Below are 22,405 nucleotides of genomic sequence, written 5' to 3'. Positions count from 1 at the left end.
GATAAATATGACAAATTTTTGTCGGAGTATTGACGTAATAATTGGGCTGGAATACAATCATTGTTATTAAACTCACAAAATACATAGGATTAATCGAAAATTGAAAGGTATGTACATATGAATTTAGACTGGGAGTTTATCGTAGAGAGCTTGCCGCTGTATGGTGAGGCGATGTGGCTTACACTGAAGATTGCTTTTTGGGCCATACTTTTTTCGCTGATCGTCGGTTTGCTGTGCAGTATCGTGTTGTATTACAAGGTGAAGGGTATCAGCGGCATTATTGTAGCGTATATTGAGCTTTCCCGAAATACACCGCTGCTGGTACAGTTGTATTTTCTGTACTATGGTTTTACAAAAATTGGGTTGCATATGAGTGAAATGACGTGCGCCATCATTGGTATGACCTTTTTGGGCGGAGGGTATATGGCAGAGGCGTTCCGTGGTGGGATTGAAGCAGTGAGTAAAACTCAGACGGAATCCGGGCTTAGCTTGGGACTGTCCAAGGTGCAACTGGCGCGGTATGTTATTTTGCCACAGGCCTTTGCTATCAGTGTTCCGTCGTTGGGTGCGAATGCGATTTTTCTGCTCAAAGAAACCTCCATTGTTGGCGCCATTGCTTTGCTAGATATTATGAATGTGGCAAAAGACCTGATCGGCATGTACTACAAAACGGCGGAATCGCTGATTCTGCTGGTGCTGGCTTATCTCGTCCTGCTTTTGCCTTTGTCGATGCTGCTGACATGGGTGGAAAGGAAGGTGCGATATGCAGAATTCGGGGATTAATGTGCTTTTTGAAGGTTCCAATTTTGAGCGTCTGTTAGGTGGGTTACTCGTTACGATGGAAATTGCATTTATTTCGATTGTGATCGGCACAGTGCTGGGCATCGTGATGGGGCTATTGCGCACTTTAAAGTCGGGACCGATTCGATTTGTATTACGGCTTTATCTGGAGACGTTTCGCATTATTCCGATTTTGGTTTGGCTGTATGTCGTGTACTTCGGCTTCACGCCTTTGCTGAATGTGAACATTAGCGGGGAGCTAACGGCAATTATCGTGTTTAGCTTATGGGGTGCGGCGGAGATCGGTGACATCGTTCGTGGTGCGCTCGAATCGTTACCCAAGCATCAGGTGGAATCCGGGCAAGCACTGGGTCTGACGTATGGACAGTTATACCGTCATGTGCTCATTCCTCAGGCGGTGCGCCGAATGCTGCCGGGTTCTATTAATCTGGCGACACGGATGATCAAAACAACGTCATTGGTGGTGTTGATTGGCGTGGTAGAGGTGGTAAAGGTCGGACAACAGATTATTGAGCTTGGTGTGATTAAAGCGCCTGCTGCATCCTTTTGGGTGTACGGTTTTATTTTTATACTATATTTTCTCGTATGCTATCCGTTGTCCAGACTTTCCAAAAGATTCGAACGCAGATGGCAAAATTAGCAGGATGGGGTGGCGTAATGGCAGAGGCTGTGGAGGTTTTGCTGGAGATTCGAGGGCTGGACAAAAGCTTCGGTGATCGAAAGGTACTCCAACAGATTGATCTGGAGGTAACGAAGGGGGAGGTCGTGGTTGTTCTTGGCCCTTCGGGCTGTGGAAAAAGCACACTTCTGCGATGCCTCAATGGTCTGGAGCCAGTCCAAGGCGGAGAAATCCAATATAGAGGGCAGGATCTTACGGATAAAAAAGTGAATTGGCGGGAGATACGACAGCATATCGGGATGGTATTCCAGAACTATGAGCTGTTTCCCCATATGACCGTTTTGGAAAATATATTGCTAGGCCCGCTTAAAGTGCAGCGAAGAAACAAGCAGGAAGCGCTCAAGCAAGCGGAGCAATTATTGGAACGGGTCGGTCTGTTGGATCGCAAGGATGCGTATCCGAGAGAGTTATCAGGCGGACAAAAGCAGCGGATTGCGATTGTACGCGCACTGTGTATGAACCCTGAAATTATGCTCTTTGACGAAGTCACGGCATCCTTGGACCCGGAAATGGTCAGGGAGGTGCTGGATGTGATGCGAGAACTGGCGCGACAGGGAATGACGATGATTATCGTGACGCATGAGATGGGATTCGCCAAGTCGGTGGGGGATCGTATCGTTTTTATGGATCAAGGACAAATATGCGAAATGACCACGCCACAGCAATTTTTTACCCAACCGGAAACAGAGCGTGCCCAGCACTTTCTGGATATATTTCAGTATGAAACTACATAAACAGGGGGATGAATACGATGAAAAAAGGGTTGAAGTTAACGGCATTATTGCTGGCTGTAAGCCTGCTGCTTATCGGATTGACGGGCTGCGCAGGAGCAGGTGGCAATACCAATGGCAGTTCTGGCTCGGCAAAATTTGCTTCAATTGAGGACATTAAAAAGAACGGCAAAATCCGAATTGGTGTATTCGCGGATAAGCCTCCTTTTGGCTACGTGGATTCAGAAGGGAAAAATCAGGGCTTTGACGTATATATTGCGAAACGATTTGCCAAGGATCTACTGGGCGATGAGTCCAAGGTAGAGTTCGTGCTGGTGGATGCCGCCAGCCGGGTCGCTTATTTGCAATCCAACAAGGTAGACATCATCATGGCTAACTTTACCGTGACGGACGAGCGCAAAGAAAAGGTCGATTTTACTAATCCATACATGAAATTATCCTTTGGCATTGTATCACCCGACAGCGCTCCGATCACTACGATTGATCAATTGAAGAACTCGGATCAGAAGCTGATTGTCGCAAAAGGAACGACGGCTGAGACCTATTTTACGAAAAATTATCCTGACATCAAGCTGCTCAAATTCGATCAGTACACGGAAATTTTCTCAGCTCTCAAAGACAAGCGCGGCGCTGCCATCGCTAACGATAATACAGAGCTGATCGCTTGGGCGAAAGCCAATCCCGGCTTCACCGTAACCATTCCGGCCTTTGGCGGCCAGGATACGATTGCACCCGCAGTAGCGAAGGGAAATAAGGAGCTGTTAGACTGGATCAACAATGAGCTGGCTACATTAGGCAAGGAAAACTTTGTGCATCAAGCCTACAAGGACACACTGACCTCTGTTTACGGAGAAGGCTTTACAGACCAATTGGTCGTAGAGGGCGGCAAAGTGGAATAATCGTTGTTTCATACATGAAGGCATTAAGGAAGCGTTGGGGGGAATGAACCCGGCGCTTTTTATTATTAAGAAAAAATGGGCCTTTTAGCAATTTCAGCAGTACAGTAGAATTAGAGAGTTGTATTTATTGAATCGAGTCATTTTATTTATAAAATAAGTAATAAGGAGTTACGCGAAAGTAAAGTCAGTACCACTATCTGAAAGACATTGCTAAGCCCATTATCGACGCCGATCGCAAGTTAAAAATGGAACTCAAAAAGAGCATGCGCGGGATTCGCGACATCGAACGAAAAATAGAGCAAGTTGAATCCAAAGCGCTTGTAACAGAGAAAACGGAACAGTCTATTACGCAAAAAATTTAATCGCAATAGCGCAGGCTACCTCAACGACTTAGAGCAAAAATGGAATTCACTTATGAGCTAGTTAATTATGCTGTCATAGTTAAAAAACTATTTAGTTAAGGGAAGGTCGGCTTATTTGGAAATGGAAAGGACAGTTAAACCAAGTTCAGACATTGTCATAGAGGGTTATTTAGATACATTCTCCATTGTGAATCGAATATCTGAAGAAGTAATAAAAAGGTTATCTTTACTCAACTAACCGTTTCCTGTTTTGGCCAACACTCGCCCTCCGCGTTCGCGCTGCCATCGTTCCGGTCCCATTCCGTTTCTAAAATTTATTCAAATTTAGGATATATCAAATTTTATAGCGATTTACATCCTTTCAATAAGATTGCATAATGATGTATTATAAAGTATGCATATTTATATCATATACTTACCAAAAGGAGAGTGTAACTTGTGCGCGAAACCTATATTCCAACTGGCGTGAAACTAAAAGAAACTGGCTTTGGATACACGTTGTCCTTAATAGGCGGTAAATATAAAATGATCATTATGTATTGGCTGTCTGAAAATAAGGTAATGCGGTTTAATGAGCTGAATCGATGTATCGGTACCATTTCCTTTAAAACGCAAAGCATCATGTTAAAAGAGCTGGAGGCAGATGGGCTTATCATACGCAAGGAATTTCCCCAAATACCTCCAAAAGTTGAATATTCATTATCTGAAAGTGGTCTTTCTCTCATTCCATTGTTAAATATGATGTGCGAGTGGGGAGAGAAAAACAGTTCGCCAGCTCTGGAGGCTGTACAGCGGTAGGCATAGTTGTCTTGTTTATATTACAAAGAAGTATCTCCTGAACAGGGAAATACTTCTTTTTTATAGCAGTCTTAATAAAGCTAACTATTACAGATTGTCAAGCTTTGGAGTGGGTTACTCGTAAATATACCATAACGGTTATTGCAGCGATGGCAACAACCGCAGCTCCAATCCAGCTAATCGAAGCTAAGGAAACTTGTTCCACGAAAACGCCTCCAATTCCTGCACCAGCACCCATAGCAAGCTGTAAAACTGAACTATTCATACTCACCATAATGCCTGAGGCCGCCGGAGCAAGCGTCATTAAGTGATATTGCTGAGTTGGACTTGTTGACCAAGCAGAGAGAGCCCAAAATATGAGCACAAGGAAAACGATAGCAGGCGATTGGGCTGATAATGACAGTAGAACTAAGGCTACTATATGCAGTACCATACTGACAAATAAAGTACGAGGGAATCCCCATTTATCCGTACTATAGCCGCCAAGCTTTGAGCCGAATAAGCTGGCAATCCCGAAAGCGAATAAAGCAATGATAACTGTTTTACTGTTCATCCCTGTAATCGACAGCAGGAAGGGAGAAATGTAGGTGTAGACCGTAGAATAACCAGAAATCCATAAGAAAGTGATCATTAGGGCTGCAATTATTTTCGGTTGCTTAATTAAAGCAAGCTGTTTGCGCAAGGGAACCGACTCATCGCCATTTGAGCGTGGGATGACTAAGAGTATAACGATCATCGCAAGAATACTAAGTGCACCGATTCCTTCGAAGATCAATCTCCAATCATAAGCGGAAGCAATAACTCTGCCTAGCGGAACACCGATAATCAACGAGGTGCTAAAGCCCATAAGGATTGTTGCAATTGCACTTCCCTGTTTATCAGGTGGAGTCATCTTGGTAGCGACAGTAAAGGAGGTTACAACGAATACTCCCATGCTTAGTGCAAGAATAACGCGTGAGACTAAAAGAAATCCAAAGCCAGGTAAAACTACGGCGATAATATTTCCAATCACAAATACACCAAGTGAATAAACTAAAAGCTTGCGCTGCTCCATTCGTGCTGTAAATGCGATAAGGAAAGGTGTTCCAAAAGCATAGGCGAGTGAAAAAACAGTAATGAGCTGACCAGCAGCAGCGACGGAGACATTAACGTCTCTTGCAACTGTGTCGAGAATCCCTGCTATGATATACTCGGATGTTCCAAGCAAGAAGCTAACAGCGGCTAATAAGTAAACTTTCCAAGCATTAGACATATAATTATCCCTCTTTCTTAAGTTTTTATATTTCCAGGTTATAGAAATTTATTTATTTCCTTCTTTGAGTATAAAGATTGCACTGTAAATATGTAAGTACGCACTTTTAGTACAGGTACTGTCATAAAGGTGAGTGTCACCCTGAGCATATACACTAAATTTTGTTAACACCGTATTATGATTATTAAACTCCCTCGGGGAACTATAGATTCAACATCGAAAGGGCTGCCGCGTGGCAGCCCTTCGCTCAGCTAACGGGCAGCATAGTTTATTAATCTAAGATTGTTGTTGAAGTGATAAAAGTTCTTACCTAAGCACTGACGGTTGCTGTCCCGGCATACCGATTGCTGAATCCATACTTTATAAATCTCAAAACCAATGAAAAGGGACCCCGGTTCAAAATTGATTTATTCGCGACAAAAAAAGGTGGACACTCATGAGGTGTCCACCTTTCTCATTGGAAATTTTAAAGCACGGATTACTTGGTACTTGGGGTTGATGACTTCAGTTGGTCGATTTGAAGTTGGCCTTTCCAGCTTCCCTCAGTCCCACCGATGCGATTCACATTGATTTGCAATACCATCTCTTGCGGCAGCTTATGACCAACCGTCATGAACGCGATTATCCCCTCTGGCTCGCCTTGATCGGCGATCCCTGTATCCAGTTTATTACCTTTGGAATCCGTAAGGTAGAACGGCAGATTATCAGCGTTAGGAGTACCAAAATTTATGAACGTGCACAAGCCATACAAGCTTCCTTACAAAGATGCTTGAGTAAAAAAAGAGCCTAATTTACTTCAAGGTGTTGTCAGAATATTCAGTAAAATTGAAGAATTAAAACCTAGTTATACAGCCGTTTCGCGGCTAGTGAAACCCTTGGAACATATCGCTAGCATTCTCACTCCTGAGGAAGATAAAAGTAGTGAGACGGCTGTGTGGGAACTGTCCCTGCTACTGGAATGGGTGAAACAAACCTACACGCATCAGAGTGACGAGCTAATGGTTAACAATTTACTTAACTTTTCCAGAGGGTTTTGGAAAGGCTTGTTCACTTGTTATGACCATTACTACATTCCAAGAACGAGCAATGACTTAGAGCAATTCTTTCGACGGACGAAGGCTAGTCACCGTCGTATTACGGGACTTCGTAATTGGAACAGTTACATCATACGCAATGGTGAAATGATCGTATTAGTGAATGATGCACTGCGCCAAGAACATGTCATTTCACGACTGCGCTCAGTTTGCTTTACTCGCTATAAATCTCGAAAAGCACTGTGGGATCAGCGTTTAACCAGCGTTATATTACGCAAAAAATTTAATCGCAATAGCGCAGGCTACCTCAACGACTTAGAGCAAAAATGGAATTCACTTATAAGTTAGTTAATTATGCTGTCGTAGTTTTTTTAGATAGCAAAACAGCGCCAGACGGATATCGAACCTATCTGGCGCTTTATTTTTAGAGATATGAAAAACAATTTTATTTCTTTTGTGCAAACAGCCACTCAATCATATCCTGATTTTGCAAAGCGGGAACCCATGAGAAGTGTCCTACAGGTTTGATAATGCCTGCCTCATATTCAGTAAAATGAATGAGATTTCCGTTTTGTGCTTTAATGGCAGCTACCATTTCTTGCGAGTTTTTAGGGCTTACCGAGGTGTCGTCTACGGCATGGAAGGCCCAAATAGGTACGTTTTTCAATACTTCCACGTGTTTAGGATCAACAGGTGCATACATGTTAACGGCTTTTTCATAGTTGGTCAAACCGGCAATCGGCACACCTGCGGCGAACAAATCAAGATTTTTCTCCAACAATCTCCACGTTCCCATAGCTCCTTGAGAAATACCAACGATATAGATTCGGTTAGTGTCGATCGGATATTTTAACGCCGTTTCACGTACCAGATCGGCTACAGCGCTGTTGCGCGGCTCATCCGCCCAAATAAATTTATGTTCCAGGTCAATCGGGCTTTGTGGAGCGATTACGAAGGAAGGGTGTTTGGCTTGCTGCTCAGGAGAAGCCCAAGTAACGGCACCAGCATTCGCCAGCAGGTTTACTCCGTTTCCGTCACCACGCTCGCCGTTTCCGTGCAGGAACACAACCAGCGGGTAGGTTTTGCCAGACTCTACTTTAGGCTCAAACGTAAAGTAGTTCAGTTTGAAGCCGTCTTTATTTTCAAAGGTGTTTTTTTGGAAATCGTCCACGATAGGTGTAACTTTATCGGTTGCTTTTACAGTCTGTGCAGTGGCTGGAATGACTGCTTTCTTTTGAGATGCAATGTCTTTCTTTTGACTAATGTAATAATTCAACGTATTGATGCGGTTGACGCCACTCGTTGCATCGTAAGTAAGGGTACTTGCATTTTTATCCTGTGTATCCAGTTCGATCACGACATATTTGCCATGAGTACTGCGGTTGGTGATGATTCCAGAATCGTTGGTATACACACCAGTCACGGTTCTGTCTGTGTATACATCATTGAGTACAGATTGAACCTGAAAGCTGGAAGTGGACAAGGATGCCCCGTCAATATTGGTGCTGTATTTCAGTACAACAGCAGAAACGACTTCACCCAAAGGCTGTACCTGAGTAAGCAGGGTAGCCTGTGGTGCTGGTACATCGGATGCCGCGGCAGAGCTGGAGGACGGGAAAACGATCGTGAGCAGGAACACGAAAGATAGTAAAACAAGGGCGAAACGTCTTCTTTGCATGAAATTGATCTCCTTTGGTGTCATTTTTTTAAAGCGCTTACACATGCTTGGGATGGTTGACTGTATAATGCTGCATCGATATAAAATCAAAAAAAGGCAAACTCCGGGTACACAAATGTACTCGGGTTTTGCCTTTTCAGTAACAATCCCACTTGCAGGATAGCATCTTCATTGGAATTTGACAAGTGAAAGCGCTACAATTTTGGATGTTTTTTGTATTATCTTAACTTTTGCGGCTGTAATGTAATAAGAGCTAAATCTCTTATGTTTTGATGGTTAGCCCCGACAGATAACCCCAAAAACCGGGGCTTCCCAAACGTAATGTTGTGGGTTATAATCCCTTTAACTTAACGGTGTTAATTTAAATAACAATGTTAATAAAGGAGATGAAATCATGAACAAGTATGATGTTATCGTCATCGGCGCAGGTCTTGGCGGTTTGTCCTGTGCAGCAAGGCTCTCCGCGCTCGGTTACCGAACGGCTGTTTTTGAAAGTCATACCCTGGCCGGCGGTTTCGCAACTGAATTCAAAAGAAAGGGTTATACTTTTGACGTATCCCTGCATGGCGTCTACACCTACTTATGAAACATATCAAACGCCGAGAACGTGAAAGCAGTGAAATCCGCCGGAAAATAATCGAGGCCGCCCGCTCGCTTTTCCTGAACCAAGGGTATGCCGAAGTTTCTATGCGCAAAATTGCGGATCAGATCGAATATTCGCCAACGACCATTTATCATTATTTTGCCAATAAGGAAGCGATTGTCCGAGAACTGCTGATTGAAGGAAATTCCATGTTTTTGCAGTCTCTTCAGCAGCGTGCGGAAGAAGCACAGGCAGCAGGATTGAATGCCCTGGATGTGCTGAAAACAGTGTCCGACGCTTATGTTCGTTTTGGAACGGCTAACCCGGAATATTACAACATCCTGTTTATCAGCAACCTGGAATCTGTAAGCTTAATCAGCCTTATTGACAGTGGACGCTTTAAAGGCTTTGAGCTGCTTGAATCCGGACTAAAAGCCGCTATGGATGATGGCAGCATAACTCAAGGGGATGATCGCCTGATCGCCACATCCGTGTGGAGCATGTTGCACGGCTTGACTTCTCTGCTCCTGAATTTTGATTTCCCTACGGAAAAATCGAATGACGAATTAATTTCATTTACTATAGATACCTTTTTCAAGGGGGTAAGCCGCTGACGCAGCGGCTCCAAAAGGTTAACAAAGCCCCAAATCAGAAAGCTGCTCCAGCACTGCTTCAATACGGCGTTTATCTTTTTTGAGCATAACAAGCTGCAAAGAAGCATGAAGCAGGTCTGAGATGTTAGCCCAAGTGTCTGCTTCCAGAGTGGGAAGAAGATCCCGTTGAATCATGATATTCAATGCTTCGGTTGTGATTTTCTGATGAAGCTCGCTATCAGATAGCCATTCAAGCAGCTGCTCAGCTGTAGGACGGGAGTGGGCGAAAAGCGCTGCCCAGCCCTCTACGGGATGATTCACCTTATCCCGGATCCAGTCAATGACCTGTGGTGAATGAAAATGCTGTAACTGCCCGTTAGCGGTGTACCCTTCTAATTTACCATCCACCGCTGAATGCTGTAGCAGGTAATTGCACACGTATGCCAAGCCTTCATGCCCAGGCAGACAGCGGGCGGTCAGGTAGGCACGGGTGGATACAAATGTACCTACAGCAATAGAGCCGCTATTGGGAACCGAAGAAGAAGTCCACGCTTGCACGTTGCCCGGCTGCCATAAGGAGCGGACCCAGGCGGCAGCCCCGTCGCCAGCGGTTTCTCCTATAAAAACGGCCCATGTAGCGAGTTGTGTAGGGTTATGCTGAATGAGTTGCTCCCAGGCAAGGAAAATATCCTTCGGATCATAGGGCTGAAAAGCCTGTAATATGGCAGGATTGTCTACACCATGCATCGTGGTGTGTCTAATCAAAGCCTCAAGTGAATGGGCATCCTCCAGCTTCACATTGCAGAACGTATCCAGCCAGCGTACCCACATTTGTAGCGGGGGACTTTTTAGCTGAATGCCATGCTCGTCAATCACTGTCGTCCAATTCCATATCCATAGGCCGTGTAGTGTGAGGATGGTGTCTATATAGGCGGGCAGATTGTCCGCAAGCAAGGTGAACTGATCCTGCTCGTGATCATAGCAGAACACCGCTGGCTCGGCAGATGATGTCGCCAAATCGAGCAGTACCGGATCGCCCGCACCGTTGTAGTTGAAAATCAGATACCGATGTTCGTCCGTCGTCGCTGGTGAGTCTGCATTTTCCCCATAAGATGTGAAATAGCTAATATACTCATGATTCCAGCCAAACTCACCCGTGATATCTTCGAGTATGTTCAGTTCGTAATCAGAGATGGAGCTATGTTCACCTGTACGTCCCGATACATCACTTACAATACAGTGTTGGGGGAGCGACCATAACAGGTATAGGCTGCCACATCGTTGTATCAATTCTGACAGGGAGGCGGGTAAAGGTCTCTGTAGTCCTTCCTCCAGCGCAGTTAGCTCACCTGTGGAGATGCCCTCCGTCCACTTGTATTCCACGTCAGGCATTCCGCTTTGTCTCAGACGTTTTGCGATATCCCCCAGCCTATCAAGGGTTTGCTCAAAATATGCCGTCATTTTCATTCGTCCTCCTTTTACTTTAAAGTCCGGCAATGCTGCTTCTGCAAGAATGACAGAATCTCATTACGAAGCTCCGTTGCTTTCTGCTCATTGAGTCCAAAAGTAAATGAGAGATATGCTATAATCAGGAAATAAAATAGTTATAAATTAGTCTATCTTAATTACGTTAGAACTACAATTTGTAGGGGATGAAGGAGGAACACATCATAATGGCATCAGGGGTACAAGCATACATAGATCCGATTTTCGAGGCAATTGATAAGGTATACGCTTCTGAGCAAAAACGAATCGCCGAATTCCAGACAAAAAGTGCCCTTCACGAAGGAATTCATGAATACTTGAACGTCATGTGTAATAAGAACGGACTACGGGTAGACATCTATGAGCTATTTGATTGGGACAGTCGTAAACCGGATACGAAGATTCCTAATTTTACGGAGGGTGTAACGCTCCAGCAGGTGCAGGACGAATGGATGCCTGTGATCAGGGAACGGATAGAGACGCTGTTTAAGTCTGAAAAATTTAGTTCCATGTTCTTTCGTTATCGGCTGGAATTTCATCTGGAAGTGGTCTTGGAGAAGAAATCCAGCCATTTTACATTTTCACTTCTAAACGAAGATAAACGACAGCATTTGTTAGCCTCTATCCAGCAGTTTGTGGAACAGAAGCTCAACCCCTCCAGTAAAGCTGTGCCGAAGGAAAAGGACGATTTTTTCTTTGTGAGGCACTTGCTCGATCCTCATTTGTACCCTATAGATGCCGAACGGGTAGGTGACCTTCTGGATCGAATGGATGCAAAAGTGAAGGTGAGCCGCAATCGTGAGGAAGCATGGAGACATCAGCTTAACGGTGACTTGAAGCGTTGGGCCGAAGATGAATTTTTGGCGAGGTATGCGGATCGTGAAAAAAGCTACGGGCTGGATTATACGGTGAAGCCTGATATTCGTCCTTCAGATATTCCTGCACCAGCCATAGAGATGTTCCTGCTCACCGCGATGCGAGTGGGTTCGACCGATGCCGATGCACGGCAGAAATATTTGGAGATCGCTTCACAGCTAGGCTCGGAGCAGGCCGCCCAGTGGCTCAAGAGCGGATCAGGTAGCATTCCAGCGCTATACACAAGCGAGCGTGTCACCTGTAAAGCGAATGATATTTTGCAAACGCTGGAGGTTCATATTCGTTCGGAGGAAGAAGAGAGCTACAGGGAAGCGCTCGTATATGTATGCGATATTTTACAGAAGGGCTTTACCAAGGAATATCGCCTGAAGCTCAAGAGCAAGGTGAAAAATATCCTGCCTGTGCCCAAGCTGGCTAAATCCACGTTGCATCGTTTTTTTGCCAATGCACTGGAATATCCAGCTCTCTACCCGCTACTGGCTGAATATGCAGATATCGCGATGGAAGAGTTCAAGTGGTACAACGATGTGGATCCGGGAGAAAAATCGGCGATGCCGGGCACCTATGCGGTGATGGGACTGGGCCTGAAAGGAACGGACTATTTTCCATTGGTGATTCGCTATATGAAGCTGGTGGACACGGAGCATCAGTCGGTACAGGACGGCTACGCGGCTGCTTTTGCCGAAGCGCATGGACTGACACCGGACACGATTCCAGTTTGGACGAAGATTCTTCTGGCAGGCAACCAAAGTGCCAAGCCGTTGAAGTCGTCCGGAATCCAAAATGTGGAGCAGGCACAGGTGCTGGTCGAGGAGCTTGAGAAGCTGGACGATTACGACAAAGAGCTGCTCGTTTACCGAATTTGGGGCGGCGAGAAAAAGCTGAAAAGCAGTCTGAAACAGGCTGATCCTGAGGTAAAAGTGCGGCTGGAGACGCTTATTCCATAAAAGCATCGTATTCATGGTAATACTGAAGTCCCTGTGCGATGCGGTGGATGTCCGGCTCGTTGCCGCTGCGGTAGCACTTCAATGACATCCTGCACGGTCGCTATCTCCAGCCATGTCTGTGCATGGTGATCGGGAAGGGAAGCGGGAATACTTTCATCGCGGTGATTGGTGACGGTGAGACCTGCATCCTCCAGCTCCCATAGCTCTTCCTCCGGGATGATATAATAGGTGGTATTGACAGGATTGCTCTGAAAACGTTCCAGATTGGTGAATACCCATTCATTCATACCGCTCACGCTCAGAGATTCATCCTTGAAGCGTTTCTGTTCCATCCTCGTCAGGCCAGCTCTTCCTGAATGATTTCTGTTTTCAGACCTTTGGCGCTTGTAATCGTAATACTAATCGCATCAAAGCCGTTCCGCTTCGCCTCTTCAAAATCGCATAGCTTGCCGTTGATCAGCTCAAGCTGCCCATCCTCATCCACATCGTCTGAAAATTCATCATCCCAATCGACATTGTAATAAGCGGTCACGCTCACCTCAAACGTATCCTCACCGTCTTCATCTAAATAGGGTAAAAGGGGAGTGCGGTTGTTCTGCTGTTCCTCCGTATATACTTCGCATAGCAGTGCGTCGTAACCGTGTCGGGTTCCGTCAAATATCACGATCTGTTCGCCCGTGACCGTATCCTCCGCAATCATGAGCTGAGGTGCAAATTCAGTCACGGCGATCAGCTCGTCCATCCACTCTCCATAATAAAAAATATGAAATTTCGTATGTCCGGCCTGAGAACGGAGCTTTCCTGTCCATTCCTGCTCGATCCATGCGTCCGGGTTCTCGGGTACAGCCCATCCCTCCAAATAAGCAGGTCCCAATCGATATTGTTGTGTTTCTGTCATAAGTATCCCCTTCCTTTCTCACGGATATTTTTCATATTATGAATAGAGTAACGATTTTATTGTCCTCGTCCACGTCTACTTTTACGGTAATTCCCAGCTTGTCCTTGAACAGTCTACTGATATTGATGTAGTTATCTTTCACAAGACTGCTTGATCCACCAGAGCTGCGAGTCATACCTGTTGTGATAATGGAGCGAACATATGCCTTGTCAAGCCTGGCTTCGGGATTATAAGTATAGATGACTTGTTCCTGCTGGTTATAATAATGCTGTAACTGACTGTAATCGTTGGCGTTCTTATATTTCTTCTCTTGCCGAACGTAATCGGGATGATCCAGGGTGTAGTGAATCCTTCCGTCCAGAAAAGGATTTTCTTTGGAGGGCTTGAGTTCATATTGTCCATAGGCTAACTGAAACAAGTATTCTAAGCCGGCGCCTTCCGCCTGATAGTAGAGCTGACGGTCGTCGCCTTTTTTGTCTATAGCGGTAAAGCTGCTGATTACAGGCCAGGCATCATACTTTTCACCCTCCAAGTCCACGGCAACCTTGTACTGTACAAGTACCTTTTCATTTTGAAATAACCCGAAGCTGCTCATGATGAAATAGGCGGGAACACATATTACCCCGATAATAAGTATGAATATAAATATTTTGACTCGCATGAGTAGGTTGATTCTCCTTTGGTTGTCGATTATCTTGACAGTTCCCGCTTGGCAGACACGCCGAATTCCTCATGTTGTAACAATTGCTTCAGGGCATGTTGTGCGAAAGGCAGGTGCTTATGTGAGCACAGCAGCGCAAAGGCTGCTTCCTTGACTAATATGTATGCATCACTGTGGATCAGCTTCAGGGCCAATCCGAGTTCTGCTTCCGAGCAGGGCATCCATGCCAAAGTTTGCAAAGCGGCTATTTGCACATCATCATCTTCGTCAGGCGTGACCAGCAGCTCGCAAATTCCCCGTAAAATGGTCGGCTGCTGGTTGCCATCCGTGTACAGTCCGATGACCTTCAGCGCCTCCATACGAATAAGCTCATCCTCGGACGACTGCTGCGCCAACTGCAACAGAAAAAATCCGTTCGTCATTTTGGGATGATCCAGATCATCATGTGTAAAAGAATGACAGCGCAGCAGCTCCCGAGCCTCCTGTTTATTCATTCAACTCTGCAATCTCCGCACGGATGCCTCTGCACAGGAAGCTGCCTGACAGTCCGGTTAATGCATCAATATCAATCACCATATCCGCTTCTTCATAACGGAAATCAAGCTGTAAAATGATATTTTCCGTTTCCATAGCGGTCAACTCATGTTCCTTTGTCTCTAAAAAAGTAAAGGACACCGCGTAACGGGGTACATTTTCCGTTGAAGATGTAGAACGTAAAGGCTGTTCAGCGGAAGGAGTCAGATCGGGTGATTTGGGTATCAGTACGGTAGGGGGTGATAGCTCAATCGTCAATGTTATCTGGTCCTTTGTGATATCAGCTGCTGTAATTTGGTCATAATGAAAGGGAGGGAAATATCCGAGCTTTTCCACGATTTTATCTGCTCCTTGAATGGAGACGGTCGGTGAGAAAGCCAGTTCAAGCCCGATGGAGCCTGCCAACTGGCTCTCATATTGCGGATTGATACGTAAAAGAGCCTGTTCCGCCCCTACCTCCACAATCGTGCCGATAAAATACTGCTTGCCATGAATCAGAACAATATCATGCGGAACGAACGGCAGTGTGCCCCCGGCTTTGTAATGAATGAGATAATCGTTTTCTTTTTTCTCAACGTTTTGAACCTGAATATGCATAAGTTTCAACCTCCTGATGTTTAGTATAATGGATTTTTCAAGGTTGTGGTAAAGAAAAACAAGTCCATGATTGGAAAACATAATTTATGTCTGGGTGTTCTGTTCGAGCATTTCCTATTTCATAATATCTGACATGGTAACTAAATTCACCTTTTGCATCCGTTCATTAAAATGGTTTGGAAACCCGTTCAACTTCGCGTATACTAGGAAAGTCATATATGGAACGGCCTGAGCCGCATTGCGGCCGTATGTTTTGGTTACATGAACAGAATCAACGATAACGGATAAGCTCCCTTCCTGAAAAGGGTTGAATGAGAACCGATACAAAAATGGGAATTCTGAACTATGGAACGATGAATGTCATATGGCACATGAACCTATTTTACGTGACACATATTGAATACGGATAAGGGAAGTGAATACCACTTGAAGAATTTTGCAGCATTAGGCGTAGAGCAACATTGGGTAGACGCCTTGAAAGAGCAGGGAATTACAGCACCAACACCTGTACAGCAGGAGTCCATTCCGCTGTTGATGGAAGGTCAGGACGTTATTGCCGAGGCGCATACGGGAACAGGTAAAACGCTTGCGTTTTTACTGCCGATTTTGCAAAAAATGAATCTGGACAAGCGCCATCCGCAGGCGCTCGTGATTGCTCCAACGCGTGAGCTGGCGCTCCAGATTACACAGGAAGCGAACTTATTGGCGGCTACGGAGCCAAGCTTGTCGTTGCTGGCTGTTTACGGAGGACAGGATGTAGAGCGTCAGCTTCGCAAGCTGAAGGGCGGCGCACAGTTGATTATCGGTACACCCGGACGATTGCTGGATCACCTGAGACGCGGCACGCTGGATCTGAGCGGTGTTAAAATGCTGGTGCTGGATGAAGCTGACCAAATGCTGCACATGGGCTTTCTGAACGATGTAGAGACGATTCTTCAGGAAGTTCCGTACCGGAGGCAGACGATGCTGTTCTCTGCTACGATGCCAGCAGGTATCCGCAAATTGGCTCGTGTATATATGAACGAGCCTGTGGATGTAAAAGTGAAGTCTGCTTCTTCCGTTCCGGTGAGCCAAATCCGTCAGGTCGTTGTACAGACGACGGATCGGGGCAAGCAGCAGGCATTGGTGGACATGCTGAATACAGATCGTCCGTATTTGGCTGTAATTTTCTGCCGTACGAAGCGCCGCGCTGCTGCGCTAAATGAGCAGTTGCAAGAAATGGGCTTCCAGAGCGGCGAGCTGCACGGGGACTTGTCCCAGAACAAGCGTGAGCAAGTAATGAAGGCGTTCCGTGAAGCGAAGCTTCAACTGCTCGTAGCGACCGATGTAGCCGCACGCGGCCTGGATGTGGAAGGCGTAACGCATGTCTTTAACTATGACATGCCGCAGGATGCCGAAAGCTACATTCACCGCATCGGGCGTACCGGCCGTGCCGGAGGCAAAGGTGTGGCGGTAACGCTCGCCACGCCACGGGATGTTCCAGAGCTTCGGAACATCCAGAAGGTTGCTGGTGTTACCTTCACCAGCAGCGAGGGCGGCGGGCAGCGTAGACCTGCTGCCAATACAGCTGAGCGGCAGGGCGGAGAACACCGCTCAGGCAGAAACGACCGCCGTTCCTTCGGCGGCAACGGTTCCGGCGGCGGACGCCGGGGCAGCGGTCGCGAACAGGCGGGTCGCCGTGACGGCGCAGGCCGTGGCCGCACCGAGCGGGAGCAGCCGCGCGAAGAGCGCGCTGCATCCGCAGGCGGCGAGCGTCGCTCCAGCCGCAGCAGCAGCGGTTCCACGCGCGGAGGCCAAGGACGCTCCGCAGGGCAAAGCAGCGAACGCGGCGGGTATGACCGCAGCAGCAGCGGTTCCACGCGCGGAGGCCAAGGACGCTCCGCAGGGCAAAGCAGCGAACGCGGCGGGTATGACCGCAGCAGCAGCGGTTCCACGCGCGGAGGCCAAGGACGCTCCGCAGGGCAAAGCAGCGAACGCGGCGGGTATGACCGCAGCAGCGGTGGTTCCGCACGCGGAGGCCAAGGTGGTCGTGGTGGACAGGCCAAGGGCGGACCGCGCGGGGCACAAGGACAGGGAGGCCGTCGCGGACGGTCCAGATAAAGCAAGAGTGTTCTCATAGAACGCTCAACTATGGTTATGATAATAGCCCCGGAGAGGCTCATCTTCCGGGGCTATTATCATCTCCACCCATGCCGCCGATGCGGCAGCATCATAGGATGACATAAGCAGCATTACTGCGCTGAGCAACTAAAGAAAACCAGCAGCATAGCTGCCTTAAAAACAACTGATTAACTTGGCGATAACAGTTGTTTTTAAGATAGATACGGAGGTTATACATCATGCAGGAACAGGATATGGGCAAACGCGCTATGGTGTCAGCGTGGATCAGTCTGATCAGCAACATCCTATTAACCGGCATTAAGATCATTACAGGCGTCATGTTCAACAGCAAAGTGCTGGTTGCTGACGGTGTGCATAACGCCGGGGACGTAATCGCCTCGGCAACGGCGCTGGGGGCGATGCGTATATCGAGTCTGCCGCCGGATGAGGATCATCCATATGGTCACGGCAAGGCAGAGGTTATTGGAGCCAGCGTGGTAGCGGTCATTTTGTTCGCAGCCGGCATATTTATCGGCTACCATTCCATTATGGCGCTGTTTGAACCGATGCCGAAGGAACATATACTGGCATTGGTGGCGGCGATCATCTCCCTGCTCTGGAAGCAATGGCTGTATATATATACGATCCGTATCGGAAGGGCAGCCAATAGCCAGGGTCTCATTGCTACGGCCAAAGATCATCTGGCGGACGTGTACGCCTCCGCTGCTGCTGTACTGGGTATCGGTTTGGGCTTGATCGGGGAGCACTGGAGCATTCATATTTTATCCTACGGTGACCCGATTGCCGGGTTTGTGGTCGCATTGCTGGTTCTGAGGCTGGCGTGGGAAATGGGCCGTGAATCCATAGATGTACTGATGGAAAAGGCGATTGCAACCGAGGAAATCGAAAGCTATGCCGAAGCAGCCCTAAGTGTAGCCGAGGTTCAGCGAATTGACCGCATCCGTGCCCGTGAGCACGGTCATTACATTATTGTGGATATCCGCGCTTCTGTGGATGCCTCCCTGACGATTCAGCAGGGACATGATATTATCCGGCTGATCAAAGGGGCCGTGATGAAGCAGGAGCCGAGGGTTTACGAGGTGCTTGTGCATCTTAATCCATGGTACGCGGACACTCCTGACAAAGCTAACCTGGCGCCGCAAGAACATAAGAATAACAGCGTGACAGACAAGGAAAACTACCATTAGTCACAGGTCAATCGTGTACGCTGAACAGACGACGCGAATTGACAGATAACTTGCAGGGAGGGTATGCTTTTATAAGCTGAAAGATGTTGAATAAAAGCGAGGTTACTCGAAAATATGCGAAAAATATTAAAATGGCTGGGCATTTCTGTGACTGCGGCAGTTCTTTTGGTGGGCGGATATTATGCTTACTCTATATATCATTTTACAAATCAAATTTCGGTCGCTACCGGTCAGGATTCGAAATTTAAGCCGCAAGCACAAAGCCAGTCCCCAACGAATGTACAGCCTGTAGAAGTATCTCTTCCCCCAGAGTGGGATGGGAAAGAGAGAGTGAATATTTTGCTGCTGGGCGGCGATTCACGCGGGGAGGATTCAGGACGCTCTGACTCTGTTATGGTTGCTTCTGTTGATCCGGTCACGAAGAAGGCTACGCTCATGTCCATCCTGCGTGATACGTACGTTGATATTCCGGGCCATGGGCAAAGTCGATTGAATGCTGCATTTTCTTACGGCGGGCCTGATCTGACCAGACAAACGGTGAGCGGCCTGCTCGGCATACCGATCCAATACTATGTATACACGGATTTTAACGGCTTTATTGCGCTGGTGGATTCTGTGGGCGGTATTGATTTGGATGTCGAAAAGGATATGTACTACACTTCCAAAGCAGACAAGCACCAGTTTGATATTGATTTGAAAAAGGGAATGCAGCACATGGACGGTAAAACGGCCTTGCAATATGTGCGTTTTCGTCATGATGCCACTTCCGATTTTACGCGTACGGAGCGGCAACGCAAATTTATTACCGAGCTGGGTGGCAAAATCCAGTCGACCTCGTCTCTGATTAAGCTGCCAAGTATTTTAAACAGCATCTCTCCATATATTGAAACGAATCTGAGCACAACGGAAATGCTGCAACTGGCTTCATTGGGCTTTAATATCGACGCCAAAACGATCGCGAAACAGCAAATTCCACCGAATGAGCTGGTGCGAGAGACAACGGTTAAGGGGGCACAGGTGTTGGGTGTGGACCAGAGAAAGCTTAAGAACTTTGTACAAAATATGTTTGAGCAAGAAAACAAACCTGTGACCACAACGACGGATTCCGCTGCAACCAAGACAAACGATACTCCATAACATTCCAAAGCAAGCAAAGTCTGTATGCTGTCGTACAACTTTGTTTGCTTTTGTGTTTATTCGGGTATAACCTTGTATATTTTGATCTAAGAATATATCTTAACGATATGAAGGGTCATTACACTCATTTGCTTAAAGAGAAGGGGAATGTCATGTGGAAACAACTCCGGCATGGAAAGACCGATTCAAAAAGTTTTTTCTGAACAACAAGTTTGTGTTATTCCTGCTGGTACTGCTGCTGATCGGCTTAAATGTATTGGTGCTTACCAAAATTTCGTACATATTTACCCCCGTTATTGTGCTGCTGAAAACGATCATTCTCCCAGTCATTTTGTCCGGAGTTTTGTACTATCTGTTCAATCCGCTGGTTGATGTACTGGAGCGCAACAAGGTCAAGCGGATATACTCCATTATTGTGCTGTATTTGCTCATCATAGGGATCATTACCATCGTGATTACATCGGTAGTGCCCGTGATCCGCGATCAGATTCAGGGATTGATTCAAAATGTGCCTGCATATAGCGAGCAAGTACAACAACAGTTTGAGAAATTAATTGGCAGTGACTTCGTGAACCAGTTCCAAAACACGATTCAAATCAATCCGTCGGAGCTGGCCTCCAAAGCTTCTGAAAAGTTATCTGCCTTCATTAATAATATCTGGGCAAGTTTGGGAAGTTTTTTGGGTGTAGTCACAGAAACGGTGCTTGCGATCGCTACGGTTCCATTTATTCTGTTCTACCTGCTGAAGGATGGACGCAAGCTGCCACAGTCGGTGCTGAAGATGTTCCCGCCTATGTTTCGTAAAGAGACTGATCGCATTATGACCGAAATGAATCATCAGGTCAGCTCATATATCCGGGGGCAGATTATTGTCAGCTTCTGTATCGGGGTGCTGTTGTATATCGGCTACTTGATCATCGGACTGGACTATTCTCTGACGCTTGCCGTCATTGCGTCCTTTACGAGCGTTGTTCCTTATTTGGGACCTGTGATTGCCATTACGCCTGCATTAATTGTAGCTTTGGTAACATCTCCGGTTATGCTGCTCAAAATGGTCATTGTATGGACAGTCGTACAGCTCATTGAGGGTAAATTTATTTCTCCGCAAATTATGGGCAAGTCTCTCCGGGTGCATCCAATCACGATTATCTTTGTCATTCTGACGGCGGGCAATCTGTTTGGAGTGGTAGGGATTATACTGGCGGTTCCGGGCTATGCTGTATTGAAGGTTATCGTCACACATCTGTTTAGTTTCTTTAAAAAGCGTTCTCATCTTTATGAAGCGGATAAAGTGAAGGCGAGCCTCAACGAAAAATAAACATTTCCAATTCCTGTGTGAAATCAATTTTTCAGGGTAAATAAAATTGAGCCCTCTTGGGTAACTGTGGCTTCGCGTGCTATAATTAATGCCTATTCTTATTCCCAAACAGAAAGGTCAGACTTTATATGATAAAACTCAGCATTCTTGACCAATCTCCGGTATCGGAAGGCATGACGCATGCGCAAGCATTACAAAAGACCGCTGAGCTTGCTATAGAGGCGGAGCGCTTGGGGTATCATCGCTTTTGGGTATCAGAGCATCATGCTGCCTCTAATCTTGCTGGTTCCAGCCCTGAGGTATTGATTTCGCATCTGGCCGCTCGTACCCGGGCAATTCGAGTGGGATCAGGGGGTGTGATGCTGCCGCATTACAGCGCCTATAAAGTAGCGGAAAACTTCCGTGTACTGGAGGGTTTGTACCCGGGGCGCATGGATTTGGGCCTGGGACGTGCCCCGGGAGGCATGCCAATCGCTACCAGAGCCTTGCAGGAGGGCAAAATTAGAGGTGGCGTCGATCTGTACCCTGAGCAGTTGGATGACCTGCTAGCTTATTTGCATGATAGTACAGGCAGTGAGCATCGCTTCGGCTCATTACAGGCGATGCCGCTCGTAGAAACCGTGCCAGAAATGTGGCTGCTAGGCTCCAGCGGCGACAGTGCAGGGCTTGCAGCCGAACGTGGCGTGGGCTTTGCATTTGCGCAGTTCATCAACGGCGAAGGCGGCACAGGAGCGATGAAAGAGTATCAGGAGCATTTTAAGCCTTCGCAGCACAGTGATCAGCCGCGTTCACTTGTCGCTGTATTTGCTATCTGTGCGGATACCGAAGAGGAAGCCAACCGATTGGCTTCCAGTATGGACCTGTCCCTGGTGTTGCTGGAGCAGGGAATGCGCTCAGCCGGCACACCTTCCGTAGAAAAGGCATTGGCCTATCCGTATACGCCATATGACCGGATGCGCATCCGCGAGAATCGCAAGCGCATGGTGGTTGGCTCACCCGAGCAGGTGAAGCACCAAATTGAGCAATTGAGTGAGGCTTATCATACACAGGAAATCATGGTCGCAAGCATTATTCATGACTTTGACGCCAAAATGAAATCTATACGTCTCATGGCTGAAGCATTTGGACTGTCTTCTGTACGGGTTTGATGCAGGTTTTCTAGAAACTGAGAAGTTCCTTAAAGTAACGATATTCTGTCTCGATATTCCAGCGCATGTGATAATACCTTTGAATC

General features: G+C 46.8%; 21 protein-coding genes and 1 pseudogene. 13 read left to right on the top strand and 9 right to left on the bottom strand.

The annotated features are described in order from the left end of the window. Nucleotides 1-117: 117 nt before the first annotated feature. From QMK20_RS24535 to QMK20_RS24515, 5 genes are all read left to right on the top strand, one after another. Complete coding sequence (locus tag QMK20_RS24535; RefSeq protein ID WP_283653655.1) at nucleotides 118-783, top strand: amino acid ABC transporter permease; 666 nt, start codon at nucleotides 118-120, stop codon at nucleotides 781-783. Next, on the top strand, nucleotides 764-1,441 hold the full coding sequence (locus tag QMK20_RS24530; protein WP_044644408.1) for an amino acid ABC transporter permease: 678 nt from the start codon (nucleotides 764-766) through the stop codon (nucleotides 1,439-1,441). Before QMK20_RS24535 ends, QMK20_RS24530 begins: the two co-directional genes overlap by 20 nt. A gap of 17 nt (nucleotides 1,442-1,458) precedes the next feature. After that, the gene (locus QMK20_RS24525; RefSeq protein ID WP_283656337.1) at nucleotides 1,459-2,214 is read left to right on the top strand and encodes an amino acid ABC transporter ATP-binding protein; all 756 of its coding nucleotides are present in this window, start codon (nucleotides 1,459-1,461) and stop codon (nucleotides 2,212-2,214) included. A gap of 17 nt (nucleotides 2,215-2,231) precedes the next feature. Next, nucleotides 2,232-3,110 carry a cysteine ABC transporter substrate-binding protein gene (locus QMK20_RS24520; protein ID WP_283653654.1) on the top strand — a complete coding sequence of 293 codons (879 nt, stop codon included), beginning with the start codon at nucleotides 2,232-2,234 and terminating at the stop codon, nucleotides 3,108-3,110. A gap of 800 nt (nucleotides 3,111-3,910) precedes the next feature. After that, on the top strand, nucleotides 3,911-4,270 hold the full coding sequence (locus QMK20_RS24515; RefSeq protein WP_283653653.1) for a winged helix-turn-helix transcriptional regulator: 360 nt from the start codon (nucleotides 3,911-3,913) through the stop codon (nucleotides 4,268-4,270). A gap of 97 nt (nucleotides 4,271-4,367) precedes the next feature. Here the strand turns inward: QMK20_RS24515 and QMK20_RS24510 are convergent, their stop codons facing one another. From QMK20_RS24510 to QMK20_RS24500, 3 genes are all read right to left on the bottom strand, one after another. Beyond that, on the bottom strand, nucleotides 4,368-5,522 hold the full coding sequence (locus QMK20_RS24510) for an MFS transporter (protein ID WP_283653652.1): 1,155 nt from the start codon (nucleotides 5,520-5,522) through the stop codon (nucleotides 4,368-4,370). A 478-nt stretch (nucleotides 5,523-6,000) separates the two neighbouring features. After that, the gene (locus QMK20_RS24505; protein ID WP_283653651.1) at nucleotides 6,001-6,264 is read right to left on the bottom strand and encodes a hypothetical protein; all 264 of its coding nucleotides are present in this window, start codon (nucleotides 6,262-6,264) and stop codon (nucleotides 6,001-6,003) included. Between the two features lie 737 nt (nucleotides 6,265-7,001). After that, nucleotides 7,002-8,234, bottom strand: coding sequence for a PHB depolymerase family esterase (locus tag QMK20_RS24500; RefSeq protein WP_283653650.1), 1,233 nt, complete (start codon nucleotides 8,232-8,234; stop codon nucleotides 7,002-7,004). Between the two features lie 394 nt (nucleotides 8,235-8,628). Between QMK20_RS24500 and QMK20_RS24495 the strand changes: the two are divergent. Next, nucleotides 8,629-8,805: pseudogene (locus tag QMK20_RS24495) on the top strand (FAD-dependent oxidoreductase); the annotation flags it as partial. An 11-nt stretch (nucleotides 8,806-8,816) separates the two neighbouring features. Further along, on the top strand, nucleotides 8,817-9,431 hold the full coding sequence (locus tag QMK20_RS24490) for a TetR/AcrR family transcriptional regulator (RefSeq protein ID WP_283653648.1): 615 nt from the start codon (nucleotides 8,817-8,819) through the stop codon (nucleotides 9,429-9,431). Between the two features lie 18 nt (nucleotides 9,432-9,449). Here the strand turns inward: QMK20_RS24490 and QMK20_RS24485 are convergent, their stop codons facing one another. After that, the gene (locus QMK20_RS24485; protein WP_283653647.1) at nucleotides 9,450-10,871 is read right to left on the bottom strand and encodes an SMI1/KNR4 family protein; all 1,422 of its coding nucleotides are present in this window, start codon (nucleotides 10,869-10,871) and stop codon (nucleotides 9,450-9,452) included. A gap of 212 nt (nucleotides 10,872-11,083) precedes the next feature. On the opposite strand from QMK20_RS24485, the gene QMK20_RS24480 reads away from it, so the two are divergent. Next, the gene (locus tag QMK20_RS24480; RefSeq protein WP_283653646.1) at nucleotides 11,084-12,718 is read left to right on the top strand and encodes a DUF6138 family protein; all 1,635 of its coding nucleotides are present in this window, start codon (nucleotides 11,084-11,086) and stop codon (nucleotides 12,716-12,718) included. 11 nt (nucleotides 12,719-12,729) lie between these two features. Here QMK20_RS24480 and QMK20_RS24475 read toward each other — a convergent pair whose 3' ends face one another. Genes QMK20_RS24475 through QMK20_RS24455 form a run of 5 tightly spaced genes read right to left on the bottom strand, consistent with a single transcriptional unit; the run spans nucleotide 12,730 to nucleotide 15,408 of the window. Next, nucleotides 12,730-13,050, bottom strand: coding sequence for a hypothetical protein (locus QMK20_RS24475; RefSeq protein ID WP_283653645.1), 321 nt, complete (start codon nucleotides 13,048-13,050; stop codon nucleotides 12,730-12,732). Nucleotides 13,051-13,055: 5 nt separating this feature from the next. Then, nucleotides 13,056-13,616: a hypothetical protein gene (locus QMK20_RS24470; RefSeq protein ID WP_283653644.1), complete on the bottom strand. Its 561-nt coding sequence runs from the start codon at nucleotides 13,614-13,616 to the stop codon at nucleotides 13,056-13,058. 31 nt (nucleotides 13,617-13,647) lie between these two features. Beyond that, on the bottom strand, nucleotides 13,648-14,277 hold the full coding sequence (locus tag QMK20_RS24465) for a hypothetical protein (RefSeq protein WP_283653643.1): 630 nt from the start codon (nucleotides 14,275-14,277) through the stop codon (nucleotides 13,648-13,650). Nucleotides 14,278-14,306: 29 nt separating this feature from the next. Then, complete coding sequence (locus QMK20_RS24460) at nucleotides 14,307-14,771, bottom strand: HEAT repeat domain-containing protein (protein ID WP_283653642.1); 465 nt, start codon at nucleotides 14,769-14,771, stop codon at nucleotides 14,307-14,309. Then, on the bottom strand, nucleotides 14,764-15,408 hold the full coding sequence (locus QMK20_RS24455) for an immunity 50 family protein (RefSeq protein WP_283653641.1): 645 nt from the start codon (nucleotides 15,406-15,408) through the stop codon (nucleotides 14,764-14,766). Before QMK20_RS24455 ends, QMK20_RS24460 begins: the two co-directional genes overlap by 8 nt. Before the next feature lie 426 nt (nucleotides 15,409-15,834). Here QMK20_RS24455 and QMK20_RS24450 point away from each other — a divergent pair, with 426 nt between their 5' ends. The 5 genes from QMK20_RS24450 to QMK20_RS24430 all read left to right on the top strand — a co-directional run bounded on the left by QMK20_RS24450 (nucleotide 15,835) and on the right by QMK20_RS24430 (nucleotide 22,319). Next, nucleotides 15,835-17,508 carry a DEAD/DEAH box helicase gene (locus tag QMK20_RS24450; RefSeq protein WP_283653640.1) on the top strand — a complete coding sequence of 558 codons (1,674 nt, stop codon included), beginning with the start codon at nucleotides 15,835-15,837 and terminating at the stop codon, nucleotides 17,506-17,508. Between the two features lie 239 nt (nucleotides 17,509-17,747). Then, the gene (locus tag QMK20_RS24445; protein ID WP_283653639.1) at nucleotides 17,748-18,716 is read left to right on the top strand and encodes a cation diffusion facilitator family transporter; all 969 of its coding nucleotides are present in this window, start codon (nucleotides 17,748-17,750) and stop codon (nucleotides 18,714-18,716) included. A gap of 114 nt (nucleotides 18,717-18,830) precedes the next feature. After that, nucleotides 18,831-19,853: an LCP family protein gene (locus QMK20_RS24440; RefSeq protein ID WP_283653638.1), complete on the top strand. Its 1,023-nt coding sequence runs from the start codon at nucleotides 18,831-18,833 to the stop codon at nucleotides 19,851-19,853. Nucleotides 19,854-20,007: 154 nt separating this feature from the next. Then, nucleotides 20,008-21,171, top strand: a complete 1,164-nt coding sequence (locus tag QMK20_RS24435; protein ID WP_283653637.1) for an AI-2E family transporter — start codon at nucleotides 20,008-20,010, stop codon at nucleotides 21,169-21,171. Between the two features lie 128 nt (nucleotides 21,172-21,299). Further along, nucleotides 21,300-22,319 (top strand): LLM class flavin-dependent oxidoreductase, encoded by a 1,020-nt coding sequence (locus QMK20_RS24430; RefSeq protein WP_283653636.1) that lies wholly within the window; start codon nucleotides 21,300-21,302, stop codon nucleotides 22,317-22,319. The last annotated feature ends 86 nt before the right edge of the window (nucleotides 22,320-22,405 follow it).

Source organism: Paenibacillus sp. RC334 (assembly GCF_030034735.1).
In the GTDB taxonomy this organism is placed as follows: Bacteria; Bacillota; Bacilli; order Paenibacillales; family Paenibacillaceae; genus Paenibacillus; species Paenibacillus terrae_A.
The sequence above is the reverse complement of the archived record's forward strand: the minus strand, read 5'-3'. Positions and strand labels throughout refer to the sequence as shown.